The sequence below is a fragment of the Diaphorobacter nitroreducens genome, assembly GCF_002214645.1.
Classification (GTDB): Bacteria; Pseudomonadota; Gammaproteobacteria; order Burkholderiales; family Burkholderiaceae_C; genus Diaphorobacter; species Diaphorobacter nitroreducens.
In genome coordinates this window covers 1,104,199-1,116,325 of sequence record NZ_CP016278.1, presented here as the reverse complement: position 1 = coordinate 1,116,325, position 12,127 = coordinate 1,104,199, and the positions used below count along the sequence as shown (strand labels likewise).

15 protein-coding genes are annotated in these 12,127 nt (G+C 66.8%); 5 read left to right on the top strand and 10 right to left on the bottom strand.

What is annotated here, in order from left to right:
• Positions 1–91: 91 nt before the first annotated feature.
• The 4 genes from BA022_RS05215 to BA022_RS05200 all read right to left on the bottom strand — a co-directional run bounded on the left by BA022_RS05215 (position 92) and on the right by BA022_RS05200 (position 3,750).
• Positions 92–496, bottom strand: a complete 405-nt coding sequence (locus BA022_RS05215) for a TfoX/Sxy family protein (protein ID WP_088886777.1) — start codon at positions 494–496, stop codon at positions 92–94.
• Between the two features lie 69 nt (positions 497–565).
• Positions 566–1,732 carry an acyl-CoA dehydrogenase family protein gene (locus tag BA022_RS05210; protein WP_088886776.1) on the bottom strand — a complete coding sequence of 389 codons (1,167 nt, stop codon included), beginning with the start codon at positions 1,730–1,732 and terminating at the stop codon, positions 566–568.
• Between the two features lie 27 nt (positions 1,733–1,759).
• Positions 1,760–2,188 carry a lysozyme inhibitor LprI family protein gene (locus BA022_RS05205; protein WP_088886775.1) on the bottom strand — a complete coding sequence of 143 codons (429 nt, stop codon included), beginning with the start codon at positions 2,186–2,188 and terminating at the stop codon, positions 1,760–1,762.
• Positions 2,189–2,226: 38 nt separating this feature from the next.
• Entirely contained in the window at positions 2,227–3,750 is a 1,524-nt protein-coding gene (locus BA022_RS05200) for a CoA-acylating methylmalonate-semialdehyde dehydrogenase (RefSeq protein WP_088886774.1), read from the bottom strand.
• Between the two features lie 156 nt (positions 3,751–3,906).
• Here BA022_RS05200 and BA022_RS05195 point away from each other — a divergent pair, with 156 nt between their 5' ends.
• Positions 3,907–4,818 (top strand): LysR family transcriptional regulator, encoded by a 912-nt coding sequence (locus BA022_RS05195; RefSeq protein ID WP_088886773.1) that lies wholly within the window; start codon positions 3,907–3,909, stop codon positions 4,816–4,818.
• Positions 4,819–4,887: 69 nt separating this feature from the next.
• Here BA022_RS05195 and BA022_RS05190 read toward each other — a convergent pair whose 3' ends face one another.
• The 5 genes from BA022_RS05190 to BA022_RS05175 all read right to left on the bottom strand — a co-directional run bounded on the left by BA022_RS05190 (position 4,888) and on the right by BA022_RS05175 (position 8,286).
• The gene (locus BA022_RS05190) at positions 4,888–5,676 is read right to left on the bottom strand and encodes a hypothetical protein (protein WP_088886772.1); all 789 of its coding nucleotides are present in this window, start codon (positions 5,674–5,676) and stop codon (positions 4,888–4,890) included.
• A gap of 46 nt (positions 5,677–5,722) precedes the next feature.
• Entirely contained in the window at positions 5,723–5,893 is a 171-nt protein-coding gene (locus BA022_RS19300; protein ID WP_187306019.1) for a hypothetical protein, read from the bottom strand.
• A gap of 155 nt (positions 5,894–6,048) precedes the next feature.
• Positions 6,049–7,062 carry an SDR family oxidoreductase gene (locus BA022_RS05185; RefSeq protein ID WP_088886771.1) on the bottom strand — a complete coding sequence of 338 codons (1,014 nt, stop codon included), beginning with the start codon at positions 7,060–7,062 and terminating at the stop codon, positions 6,049–6,051.
• A gap of 223 nt (positions 7,063–7,285) precedes the next feature.
• Complete coding sequence (locus BA022_RS05180) at positions 7,286–7,561, bottom strand: KGG domain-containing protein (protein WP_148665133.1); 276 nt, start codon at positions 7,559–7,561, stop codon at positions 7,286–7,288.
• A gap of 146 nt (positions 7,562–7,707) precedes the next feature.
• Positions 7,708–8,286 (bottom strand): hypothetical protein, encoded by a 579-nt coding sequence (locus BA022_RS05175; RefSeq protein ID WP_015913346.1) that lies wholly within the window; start codon positions 8,284–8,286, stop codon positions 7,708–7,710.
• 371 nt (positions 8,287–8,657) lie between these two features.
• Here BA022_RS05175 and BA022_RS05170 point away from each other — a divergent pair, with 371 nt between their 5' ends.
• On the top strand, positions 8,658–8,894 hold the full coding sequence (locus BA022_RS05170; protein ID WP_015913347.1) for a hypothetical protein: 237 nt from the start codon (positions 8,658–8,660) through the stop codon (positions 8,892–8,894).
• A 28-nt stretch (positions 8,895–8,922) separates the two neighbouring features.
• Positions 8,923–9,396, top strand: coding sequence for a CBS domain-containing protein (locus BA022_RS05165; RefSeq protein ID WP_088886770.1), 474 nt, complete (start codon positions 8,923–8,925; stop codon positions 9,394–9,396).
• Positions 9,397–9,449: 53 nt separating this feature from the next.
• Here BA022_RS05165 and BA022_RS05160 read toward each other — a convergent pair whose 3' ends face one another.
• A complete protein-coding gene (locus BA022_RS05160; protein ID WP_011805256.1) occupies positions 9,450–9,608 on the bottom strand; it encodes a DUF3309 family protein in 159 nt (52 codons plus the stop codon).
• A gap of 439 nt (positions 9,609–10,047) precedes the next feature.
• Here BA022_RS05160 and BA022_RS05155 point away from each other — a divergent pair, with 439 nt between their 5' ends.
• Together BA022_RS05155 and BA022_RS05150 are read left to right on the top strand one after the other, a co-directional pair.
• Positions 10,048–11,154, top strand: a complete 1,107-nt coding sequence (locus BA022_RS05155) for a PQQ-dependent sugar dehydrogenase (RefSeq protein ID WP_088886769.1) — start codon at positions 10,048–10,050, stop codon at positions 11,152–11,154.
• Between the two features lie 162 nt (positions 11,155–11,316).
• Entirely contained in the window at positions 11,317–11,922 is a 606-nt protein-coding gene (locus BA022_RS05150) for an isochorismatase family protein (protein WP_041839017.1), read from the top strand.
• The last annotated feature ends 205 nt before the right edge of the window (positions 11,923–12,127 follow it).

Here is a 12,127-nt window from a genome sequence, read left to right as displayed (position 1 = left end):
GTGGTTGTCTCCTGTGGTGTGTGATGGGAACTATTATTTTGATAGCTGTTAGCGCTTGATGGACGGGCTCTACGGGCCAAAATGCCTTCAATCATGATCGCGTGCCCTTGCTGCGGTTTGTGGCCGCCTTCGCCCGCCGGGGCGAGGCCTTGGCAAGCGGGTTGAAGGCGAGGGCGGTGTCGATCCAGTGCTCCCACTGGGCGCGCGTGGCGTAGGCGGCAGGCTCCAGCCAGAAGTAGCCGGCCATGCCGCCACGCGGGTCCAGTTCACGCACGCCAGGGGTTTCTGCGGTTGCGTCGTGCTGCTGCGGCGGCAGGCGCACCAACAGCTCTTCGCCCTTCACGCCCAGGCAAAGTTTGCCGTCCACCATGAAGGCGTGGCAGCCAAAGAGCGTGCGCTCCTCTACCTCCACCTGCGCGTTCAGCCGCTCGCCCAGTGCGTCGCGCACGGCGGCGATCAGGTGCAGCGCTTCGTCGGACAGGGGGCGGGCAGGCATGGTGGGTTTGGAGTCAAATAGGCCTCTAGCGCTTGTCCATCCAGCGCGAGCAGCTATGGTTTTTGAATGTCAACGGATCACCTCCGGCGCGTCGCCGTCCAGCATGCGCCGGCCGATGATGACGCGCATGATCTCGTTGGTGCCTTCCAGGATCTGGTGCACGCGCGCGTCGCGCAGCAGGCGCTCCAGCGGGTATTCGCGGATGTAGCCGTAGCCGCCGTGCAGCTGCAGCGCCTCGTTCACCACGTTGAAGCCCACGTCGGTGGCAAAGCGTTTGGCCATGGCGCAGTAGGTGGAGGCATCGCGCGCGCCTGCGTCAAGTTTGCTGGCGGCCAGCCGCACCATCTGGCGCGCAGCCACCAGCTCGGTGGCCATGTCGGCCAGCTTGAACTGCAGCGCCTGGAAGCTGGCGATCGGCTTGCCGAACTGCTTGCGGTCTTGCATGTAGCGCTGGGCGTGCTGCAGTGCGCCTTGCGCGGCGCCGACCGAGCAGGTGGCGATGTTGATGCGCCCGCCGTCCAGCCCCTTCATGGCGATCTTGAAGCCTTCGCCCTCCTGGCCCAGCAGGTGGTTGGCGGGGATGCGCACGTTGTCAAAGCTGATCTGGCGCGTGGGCTGGCTGTTCCAGCCCATCTTTTCTTCCTTCTTGCCGTAGTGGATGCCGGGCAGGTTCGCGGGCACGGCAAAGGCGCTGATGCCGCCCGCGCCGGATTGCGCGTCGCCGGTGCGTGCCATGAGCACCAGCACGTCGGTGCTGCCCGCACCGCTGATGAAGGCCTTGCTGCCGTTGATGACGTACTCGTTGCCGACCAGTTCCGCGCGCGTCTTGATGGAGGCGGCGTCGGACCCCGCGCCGGGCTCGGTCAGGCAGTAGCTGGCGAGCTTTTGCCCGCTGGTGAGTGCCTCGCCCCATTCGGCGCGCACGGCATCCGTGGCCCAGGTGCCCAGCATCCAGGTGGCCATGTTGTGGATGGTGATGAAGGCGGTGGTGCTGGGGTCCACGGCCGCCAGTTCCTCGAACACCAGCGTGGCGTCCAGGCGCGGCAGGGCCAGGCCACCGGCGCTCTCGGGCGCGTACAGGCCGCAAAAGCCCAGTTCGCCCGCACGGCAAATAGCCTCGCGGGGGAAGATGCCCTGCGCATCCCACTCGGCGGCGTGGGGCGCCAGCTCCGCCTGGGCGAACTGGCGCGCGGTGTCGGCAAAAGCGCGCTGGTCTTCGCTGAGTTCAAAGTCCATGGCGGGTGTCTCCTTCTCTTATGCGTCTTATGGCTTGTTCGTCGTGGGCTGCGGCGCCTCGCCATGGTGCAGCCAGTGCATCAGGGCGTCGCGCCGCGCCTGGGTATGGACCGTCAGGCAGTCGTGGTACAGCCGCGGCCATTCGGGGCGGGACTCCGCCGCGCGCTGCGCCTGCTTGCACTGCGCGGCGCGCGTGCGCTGCCAGGCGGCGTGGTCCTGGCGCAGGGCAGGGCGCTCGTGGGCCGACAGGGCACGCATCACATCGCCATACAGAATCTGAGTGGCGGTGTCCGCCTCCTGGTAGCGCTGCACGGCGCAGGCGTTGGTCTCATCCACCGTGCCGCCGGGGCGGCAGGCAGCGCCGGCCTGCGCCTGTACCTGGGTGGCAGCCAACAGGGCGCACGCAGCGGCCAAGGTGCGCAGGCGGGCGGCATGGGGTTTCACGCATCGGGTCATGCCTGTGATTTCACCATGCGCGCACCGCGCGGCGCCGCTTACTTCAGGCTGATGGTGGTGTTCACGCCGTGGCTGGTGGTGCTGTCGTCAAACCAGCGCGCCGTGACGGTCTTGGTCTGCGTGTAGAACAGCACCACCTGCTTGCCGTAGGGGCCCAGGTCGCCCAGCTTGGAGGCGCGGCTGCCGGTGAACGAGAACAGCGGCACGGGCACGGGGATCGGCACGTTGATGCCCACCTGGCCCACGTCGATGTCTTCCTGGAACTTGCGCGCGGCCGCGCCGGACTGCGTGAAGATGGCCGTGCCGTTGCCGTTGGGGTTGGCGTTGATGAACTCGATGGCCTCGTCGATGTCCTCGGCGCCGGCCAGGCACAGCACGGGGCCGAAGATTTCCTGGTCGTACACGCTCATGCCGGGCTTCACACCGCTGAAGATCGTGGGGCCGACGAAGTTGCCCTTGTCGTAGCCCGCCACCTGGGGCTTGCGGCCGTCCAGTTCCAGCGTGGCACCGTCGGCAATGCCGCGCTCGATCAGGCCCTCCACGCGCGACAGCGCGGCGCAGCTCACCAGCGGGCCCACGTCGGTGCCGGGCTCGGTGCCGGCGGACACCTTCAGCGTCTTGGCCTTCTCGACCAGCTCGGGGATCCAGTTGCGCGCCTCGCCCACCAGCACGGCGACCGACAGGGCCATGCAGCGCTGTCCTGCTGCGCCGAAGGCGGCGCCGGCCAGGGCGTTCAGCGTCTGCTCCTTGTTGGCGTCAGGCATGACGATGGCGTGGTTCTTCGCACCCATCATGCATTGCACGCGCTTGCCGTTGAGGCTGGCGCGGTTGTACACATGGGTGCCCACCTTGGTGGAGCCCACGAAGCTGATGGCCTTGATGTCGGGGTGGTCGCAGATGGCGTTCACGGCGTCTTCGCCGCCATGCACCACGTTCAGCACGCCGGCGGGGATGCCGGCCTCCAGCGCCAGTTCGCACAGGCGCATGGTGACCATGGGGTCCTGCTCGGAGGGCTTGAGCACGAAGGTGTTGCCCGTGGCGATGGCCATGGGGAACATCCACAGCGGGATCATCGCGGGGAAGTTGAACGGCGTGATGCCGGCGCACACGCCCAGCGGCTGCATGATGGAATAGGTGTCCACGCCGTTGGCCACGTTGTTGGCCAGCTCGCCCAGCTGTAGCGTGCCGATGTTGGCCGCGTGCTCCACCACTTCCAGGCCGCGGAACACGTCGCCTTCGGCGTCGGGCAAGGTCTTGCCTTGCTCGGCCGTCAGCAGGGCGGCCAGTTCCTTCATGTTCTCGCGGATGAGCTGCTGCAGCTTCAGGAAGATGCGCGCGCGCGTGCCGATGGGGGTCTTCTTCCAGGTCTTGAAGGCGTCCTTGGCAGAGGCCACGGCGGCGTTGATCTCGTCGGGCGTGGCGAAAGGCACGCGCGCCAGCACCTGTTGCGTGGCGGGATTGACCACGTCACGCCACTGGGTGGTCTTGGACTCGACGAACTGGCCGCCGATCAGCAGCTTGACGGTGGGGGCCTTCACGGCCTGGGAGGTGGATGCGTCCATGGTTGTCTCCTGGGGTCCTGGGGTGGTCTGCAATGAAGCCGGCACGGCAAGTGCCGACTTGGCATGGGCTGCATCGTAGTTGTGCGAAATTGCGTAGGCAATAGACAATCACGCACCTTGGCTTTGCAAATTTGCACATCACCGCAGAGGAGCCGTATGGATTGGGACAATTTGCGCTACTTCCTGGAGCTGGCGCGCACCGGCACGCTGGCAGGGGCCGCGCGCCGCACGGGCGTGGAACACACGACAGTGGCGCGGCGCATCCAGGCGCTGGAAAAACAGATGGGTGCGCCGCTGTTCGCCCGCGAGGCAGCGGGACACCGGCTGACGGAAACCGGCCGCCACCTGCTGCCCGCCGTCGAGGCCATGGAGGCCGCCGTGCTGGGGGTGGAGCGCGCATCGCCCGCCAACTCCCCGGGCGCGGGCCCCTCCGGACTGGTGCGCGTGGGCGCCACCGAGGGTTTTGGCACGGTGGTGCTGGCGCCGCATCTGGCGCGGCTCACGCAGAAGCACCCGCACTTGTCCATCGACCTGCTGGCCCTGCCGCGCATGCTGCACCTGAGCCGGCGCGAGGCGGACATCGTGATCTCCCTGGAGCGGCCCAAGCGCGGCTCGGTGATCGTCACCAAACTCGCCGACTACACCCTGCGTCTCTACGGCCAGCGCGAGTACCTGGCGCGCAGACCGCTGGTGGCCAAGCGTGAAGACCTGCGCCACCACGCCTTCATCAGCTACGTGGACGACTTGCTGTTCACGAAAGAGCTGCAGTTCATCGACCAGCTCTACCCGCCCGAGCGTTTTGCGCTGCGCAGCACCAGCATCACCGCGCAGTACGAGGCCGTGCGCGCCGGCGCGGGCCTGGCCGTGCTGCCCGCGTTCCTGGCCGACCGTGACCCTGTACTTGCGCGCGTGCTGCCCCACGAGGCCGAGTTCACACGCACCTTCTGGATGAGCATGCCGGCCGAGTCCAAGCACCTGGCGCGCATGCAGGCAGTGTGGGCCTTCCTGAAAGACGTGGGCCAGCGCGAGGTGGCATCGCTGGTCCCAGGTAAACCAGCGGCAGGCTAGGGCACGCTGCGGCATACAGAAAAAGGCCCCCGCATGCGGGGGCCTTACGGACCAGGGGATCAGCGAGGATCAACCCTGCTCTTTGTTCTTGCCCGACGTGCCCTGGCTGGATGAGGTAGCGCTATTGCTACCGCTGCTCTTTTGCCCGGTGCCGCCGCGCGAGGTGCGCCAGGTGTTGAAGTCATCGGCAAACTTCTCATAGCGCTCCTTGCGCCAGGAGTCGTAGTCGTCATCCAATTGGCGCAATTGGTCCTGGCGCCACTGGTGGTAGTCGGGGTCGTTCTGAAAGCGCCCGCGCTGCTCTCCGCCGGTGCCGGAGTACTGCGAACCAAAGTCCGCGTCGCGATGGCCTTCATAACCTTGGCCTTGGGAGCCGTACCCCTGCGAACCGTACCCCCCATAGCCGCTCTGACCCATGCCCCCCTGGGCGCCATAGCCTTGAGCGCCGCGGTAGCCGCGGCCGTACGAGCCCTGCATCGGGTTGTTGCCGCCATACATACCCTGCTGCTGCCCGCCTGCGCCAAAGTCGCCGCCATAGCCGGCACCGCCCTGATAGCCCTGGCCTGATCGCGACCCTGCGCGGAAGTCGCTGTCATAACCCGCCTCGTAGCGGTCGCGGTAGTTTTCCTCATAAGGGCGCTGCTGTTGCATGCCCTGGTAGTCGCCGGCCCACTCGCGCTGGGAGCGCTGGGAGCCGCCGCCTTCCCGGTCATAGGAGGAATAGCGCTCCCGGTCGTCCCCGCTGCGGTAGCCGCCGCCTTGCTGGGATTCGCGCCCGCCACGGCCCATGCGATTGTCATGATCGTCACGGCTGCGGTCTTGGCGGTAATTGCGTTCGTCGTTGTCTCGGTATGCCATTGCGTACTCCTGAAAAAAAAGGGGTGGAAGAGGGGGCTGAAAACGCTCAGCGCTGCTTCGAACTGCGGTTGGACGAACCGCTTTTCGCATTCGAATCGCCTTGCGATCGCGTGGAGTTCTGGCCGCTGGCCGTGGCGCCGCCCTGGCGGCTCTGGCTCTTGCGCTGGTTCGAGTTCTCCGTGTACTGGTTGTGGCCTTGCGGGTTGTTGTTGGGCATCGATTTCTCCTGAAGTGGTGGTGTGAAGGGCGCACAAAACCTGATGTGCGTGATTCATTCTTCGGTTGCGGTGCACGCGGGTCGGTAGGACCGGTCCTATCGGCGGGTAGGTGCCCTGCGCTGACTGGAAACACAGCGCATGCGCATCAGACGCATCAGGCGCCGTCTCCCGCATTGCCGGTAATGGGCAGCACGATCCCGGTGATGTAGCTGGAGCAGCATGGCGCTGCCAGGAACACGTAGGCCGGAGAAATCTCCTCGGGCTGTGCCGGCCGGCCCAGGTGCGTCTTCTCGCCGAAGTGAACGATGTCCTTGGACGATTGGTCCGCCGGGTTCAGCGGCGTCCATACCGGCCCCGGGGCCACCGCATTCACGCGGATGCCCTTTTCCGCCAGGTTGTGTGCCAGGGCTTTGGTGAAGGCATGGATGGCCCCCTTGGTGGCCGAATAGTCCAGCAGCTTCTTGCTGCCCCGCAGGCCGGTGACGGAGCCGGTGTTGATGATCGCGTCGCCACGTGACAAGTGCGGCAGCGCGGCCGTGGCCATGTGGAAGTAGCCGTAGATATTCGTGCGGAAGGTTTCGTCCAGCCGTTCCTCGGTGATGTCCGTCAGCGATTCCGCGTGTTCCTGGAATGCGGCGTTGTTCACCAGGATGTTCAGCTTGCCGAGCTGGGCCACGGCCTGCTTCACCGCGTCGCGGCAAAACGCCGCGTCTTTCACGTCACCCCGAATGACCAAGCATTGACGGCCCTCCGCCTGCACCAGGCGGGCGGTCTCCTGTGCGTCCTGGTCGGCGCTCAGGTAGACGATGGCGACGTCGGCACCCTCGCGGGCAAACAGCAGCGCGACCGCGCGGCCAATGCCGGAGTCGCCCCCCGTGATCAGGGCCGCCATGCCCTGCAGTTTGCCGCTGCCCTTGTAGTGGGGCGCGTCGAAACGAGGCTGAAGCTCCATGGCATGTTCGTGCCCGGGCTTTTGCAGATGCTGGTCCGGCATGGGCGGAGCGGGCTCCTCGCGGCCCGGGCCGGGTGCCGCCTTCTGCGATTCCTGGGTGTCGCCTGAGGACTTGGCGGCGTCTTTTTGGTCTTGCTGCTGCTGTATGTCCCGCTGTTGTTGCTGGGTCTCGTCGGCGGTGGGCGAGGAGGGCGTCTGGCTGGCCGGTGTATTCATGAGAAGGCTCCGTGGAAGGTTCAGAAAGAGAGAGGACTGCTGCTCAGCCCAGGGATTTCCAGCGAGGAAGTTCGGGATCGGGGCAAAGCGGCGCGATGTGGCAATGACGGGCGGCGGTTTCCATGGCGTTGGCTCCTGCATAAAAAGTGGCTGAAATGACGGGCTGAAAACCACAGGGCCGGGCACGCGCCATGGCGGGCCCGGCCCTGCTGGCCAGTGCGCGTCAGCGGTCGCTGCTGCGGCGAGGGCTGCTCTGGCCGGCGCCGCGGGAAGCGTGGGTGCCCCCGTGGCTCTTGGCGCCTGCTGCGCGTGCCTCGGCGGAGGTGAATTCGTGCGCATTGCCCGAGGCATGGGCCGCGCGCCCGCCTTGCGAGGCCGTCTCGCGCTGGCGCTCGGGGTCCATGCAGGCAAATCCCCGCCCGCCCTGGCTGCTGGCCTGGGGCGGGGTGCCGGCGCGCTGATCTCGGCTGGCGGGACGTTGGGAGGTATGGCTGGGCATGCGTAAGCTCCTGCGTGAAGGGGGAAATGAACAAGCGGCGACAGTGAATCGCTGCCAATTCACTCTAGGCCGCTGGATTTGCATGCACAGGTAAGAAGATTCCGACGGAGAGGTCGGAATCGGTTGCGCTGGGGCCGTGGTGGCGCTTACCCCTTGGCGGGCTGGCCGCCACTTTCTGCGGTGGGCGCGTCGGCCTCCGCCGCAATGCGCAGCTCTGCGGGCGGCAGCAGCGCCAGGTGGTCGTTGCTGACCACGGGAATGAACCCCAGCGCACCCCGCTGCTTGTGAAAGGGTGTGGAGAACTTGGCTTCGATGAGCGCGGTCACCTTCTGAAAGAAGGCGAGGTGCGGCGGGTCTCCATACGCCATCTCCGTCTGGTTCCAGCGCACACGCCATTGGTTGCGCACGCGCTGCACGCCGATGCGCACATGCTCATCCAGACATCCGTGGTTCATCTTGAAGACGATCGTGAGACCGAAGTAGATGAAGCCATCGTCCCCCGGCTGCAAGCGGGGCGAGAGGGTGGTTCCCTCGTCCTTCATGCGCTCCAGGTTTTCATTCAGAACGTGGAACTCAATGTCCGCCGACCGCGCGCCCAGGTATTCGATGTACTCCACGCGCATGTGCTCCGCGAACACGCGGCATTCCTCCTTGTAGCGCCCATATTCCGAGCACCATTGCGAGGCTTTGGCTTGTAGTTGTTCGAAGATGGGAGGACTGCTCATACGGGGCTCCTCATCCAGGGATCATGGTGTGTGACGGCGGGCGCGGACGGCCCGCCCCGGCACGCGGAATCCGCGGTGGACGGCGCCGCCGCGGTGTATTCAGCAGGAGCAAGGGCTGTCCGGTAGAGCGCCGTCCTTGAAGGGTCCGCATCGATCCACTCTGCGCCTGGGAAAAATGCCCGGCTGTAGGACAAGGGCAGAAATAGGGCAGGCCCCTCATCGCTTGGGCGTCGCATCCTGCCCAAGTCGGCAGTACCGCCCAGCCACGCATTGCGCAGGCGCGCCTTCCCCGGTACGGCGGCTGGTCCTACAGCCCGGCGCCTGCGCGTTTTCCACACTGAAGGCCAATCCGTTGCAAGAAAGGACTTCCCATGGCCAAGCAGTGCGAAACCTGCGGCAATACCTACGACCGCACGTTCGATGTGATTCTGGACGGCAAGCCGCACACCTTCGACAGCTTTGAGTGCGCTATTTCGCGCCTGGCGCCGCGGTGCGGGCACTGCGAGGTGCCCATCATCGGCCACGGCGTGCAGGCGGGAGAGCGCATCTTCTGCTGCAACCATTGCGCCGAGGCCACGGGTGTCCAAGTCTTGCGCGATCGCGCCTGACCCTTGTCTTTCATGAATGGAGTGAGCTATGCAGAACGTTTCTGATGTGATGACCCGCGGGATCCGCACCATGGCACCCGACGACACCCTGACCACCGCCGCGCAGGCCATGCGCGAATTGAATGTGGGAGCCTTGCCGGTGTGCGATGGCGAGCGCCTGGTGGGCATGGTGACGGACCGCGACATGGTGCTGCGCGGCCTGGCCGAAGAGCGCACCCACTCGCGCCTGAACGATGTCATGTCCCGCGAGGTGTACTACTGCTACGAGGACCAGCCCGTGGACGAAGCCATCGCGTCCATGCGCGACATGCAGGTGCGGCGGCTGCCCGTGGTGGACCGTGATCAGCGGCTGGTGGGTATCGTGTCGCTGGGCGACGTGGCCACCAACGTGGACGAGCGGCAGTCCGGCACGGCGATCCGCGACATCTCCAGTCCTTCGGAGCCTGATCGGCGCAGCCAATCGGCCGCCAGTGGCGCCGCAGGCGGCGGCCAGACCTCGTGACAACGGCCGCGCCCACGGCGGCCCTCGCCACAGCGGGGCGCAGGCCCCGTTTTTTATATGCGCCCCATCAGCAGCAGGATGAGCACGATCACCACCACCAGCCCGACACCACCGCCCGGACCGTAGCCCCAGGAACGGCTGTACCCCCAGGTCGGCAGCACGCCGATCAGGATCAGCACCAGGATGATGAGCAGCAGGAGGGAAATCGACATGGTTTTTCCTTTCGTTGGCAACGCGGGCATCGCGTGGCCTCATCGTGCGGGCGCTGGGGGCGCACGCAGCTAGGCAGGCGGCGCATGGCGTGGTCAGGCAGCATGCCGAGCGGGCTGTAGGCCAAGGCCCCGCTCTTGCCTGGACAGTGGCCGGCGCTTTGCCGCCGGCGGCGCGGGCGGCCGCGTGAAGGTTCGCTGAAGGATGGGGTTGCCTGTGCGGCCCGGCCGCGCACAATGCACGTGCCATGGTGTCAACGCGGCGCCATGGCCCTCCGCGTAGCCCCGCGTGCCGCATGCAGAGCCCGCTGGCGCAGCACCATGGCAGCACCCACGGTTGATCCCAGGAATCTTTCCCATGAACTCTGTGCCAAAAGTGCCTGCAAGCCACACTGGAAGAGCGCTAGCAGCTATTATTAACATAGCATTGACCGCTGCCGCCATGCTGGCGGGCGGCGAGGCGCTTTCCCAGGAGGTCGCACCCGTCCCCCCCGTGCCCGCGCGCGGTAAGGCGTCGGCGGAGGTAGTGGCTTCGGGCCTGAGCCATCCGTGGGGCCTGGCCTTCTTGCCGGGCGGGCGCTTCCTCGTCACCGAGCGGCCCGGCCGCCTGCGCGTGGTAGAGGCCGACGGGCGCCTGGGGCCGCCGCTGGCCGGGTTGCCACAAGTGGCGGCGGGCGGGCAGGGCGGCCTGCTGGATGTGATCACCGATGCGGACTTCGCACGCAACCGTCGCATCTTCTTTTGCTATTCCGAACCCGCACCGAAGGGCGGCGGCAACAGCACGGCCCTGGCCAGCGCTACGCTGGCGCCGGACGCGGCGGCGCTGCAGGACGTGAAAGTGCTCTTCAGCCAGCGTCCCAAGGTGGCGAGCCAGTTGCACTTTGGCTGCCGCATCGTGCAGGCGCCGGACGGCCATCTGTTTCTCACGCTGGGCGAGCGCTACAGCCGTAAGGAGGACGCCCAGCGCCTGGACAACCACCTGGGCAAGGTCGTGCGCATAGCGCCCACGGGCGGCGCGGCGCCCGGCAACCCGCTGGCGGGCCGCGCGGGCGCGCTGCCGGAGATCTGGAGCTGGGGCCACCGCAACCCCCAGGGAGCGGCCTGGGGGCCGGACGGCCGGCTGTGGATCCATGAGCACGGCGCGCAAGGGGGCGACGAGATCAACCGCCCCGAAGCAGGCCGCAACTACGGCTGGCCGGTGATCACCTATGGCGAAAACTATGGCGGCGGCAAGATCGGCGAGGGCACGGCCAAGGCCGGCATGGAGCAGCCGCTGCATTACTGGGTGCCGTCGATCGCGCCGTCGGGGATGGCCTTTCTCACCAGCGACCGGTACGGCACGGCCTGGAAGGGGAGCCTGTTCGTGGGTTCTCTCAAGTTCGCACGGCTGCACCGGCTGGAGCTGCAGGGCGCGCAGGTGGTGCGCGACGAGTACCTGCTGGACGGCCTGGGCGCGCGCATCCGCGACGTGCGCCAGGGGCCGGACGGTTGGTTGTACTTGCTCACCGACAGCCCGGACGGGCAGTTGCTGCGCCTGAGGCAACGTTGAACACGCCTGCGCGAGGACGCGCCGCGGTGCGGGACCGGCAGCAAGGGGCATCCCCTTGCCCGAATCGGGACACGCGGCGCACGGGGAACTTGCGCGCTGTAGCCCCGCTGCTACCCGTAGCGCCTGCGACAATGACTGCCCGACTGAACAACGATGACCGCCATGCTGCTTGACGCCTCCGAATCCCAACTCGTTCTCGTGGATTACCAGGAACGCCTGATGCCCGCCATCTTCGAGGCAGAAGCCGTGCTGGCCAACGCGCGCAGGCTGGCGCAGATTGCCAGGCTGATGGACGTGCCGGTGTGGGGCACGGAGCAGAACCCTTCGCGCCTGGGACCCAACGACGCCGCGTTGCGCGCGCTGTGCCAGCGCACCTTGTCCAAGATGCACTTCAGCGCCACCGAGGAGGGCCTGGGCGAGTGGCTGCGCCCGCCCGCCAAGCCCCAGGGCGGCAATGCGCGCAGCCTGCCCAAGCACCTGCAAAAGGGCCGCGAGCCCCAGGCCCCGGAGCGCGCCAGCATCGTGGTGGCCGGCTGCGAGGCCCATGTCTGCCTGCTGCAGACGGCGCTCGATCTGCTGGAGGATGAATTCGAGGTGTGGGTGGTGACGGACGCCTGCAGCTCGCGCACGGAGCGCAACCGCGACGCCGCCTTCGACCGACTGGCCGGCGCCGGCGCCGAGCTGGTAACCACCGAGATGGTGGCCTTCGAGTGGCTGCGCAGCTGCGAGCACCCGGCATTCAAGGAGATGCTGGCCTTGGTCAAATAGGCCTCTCAGGCATCTCCACCAAGCGCTAGCAGCTATTAATAGTGGAGCACGAAGGTGGGCCGGGCGTAGAAGGGGCGGCAAGCGCCGCGTCAGCAAGCGCGTCTGCGACCGCGTCAGCTTCCCGCAAGCGCGGCATGAATAATTATGAATTTTGGATAACCACCGACCCGCGCCACGTCGGCGCGGAGGATTCCAAGGAGACAGC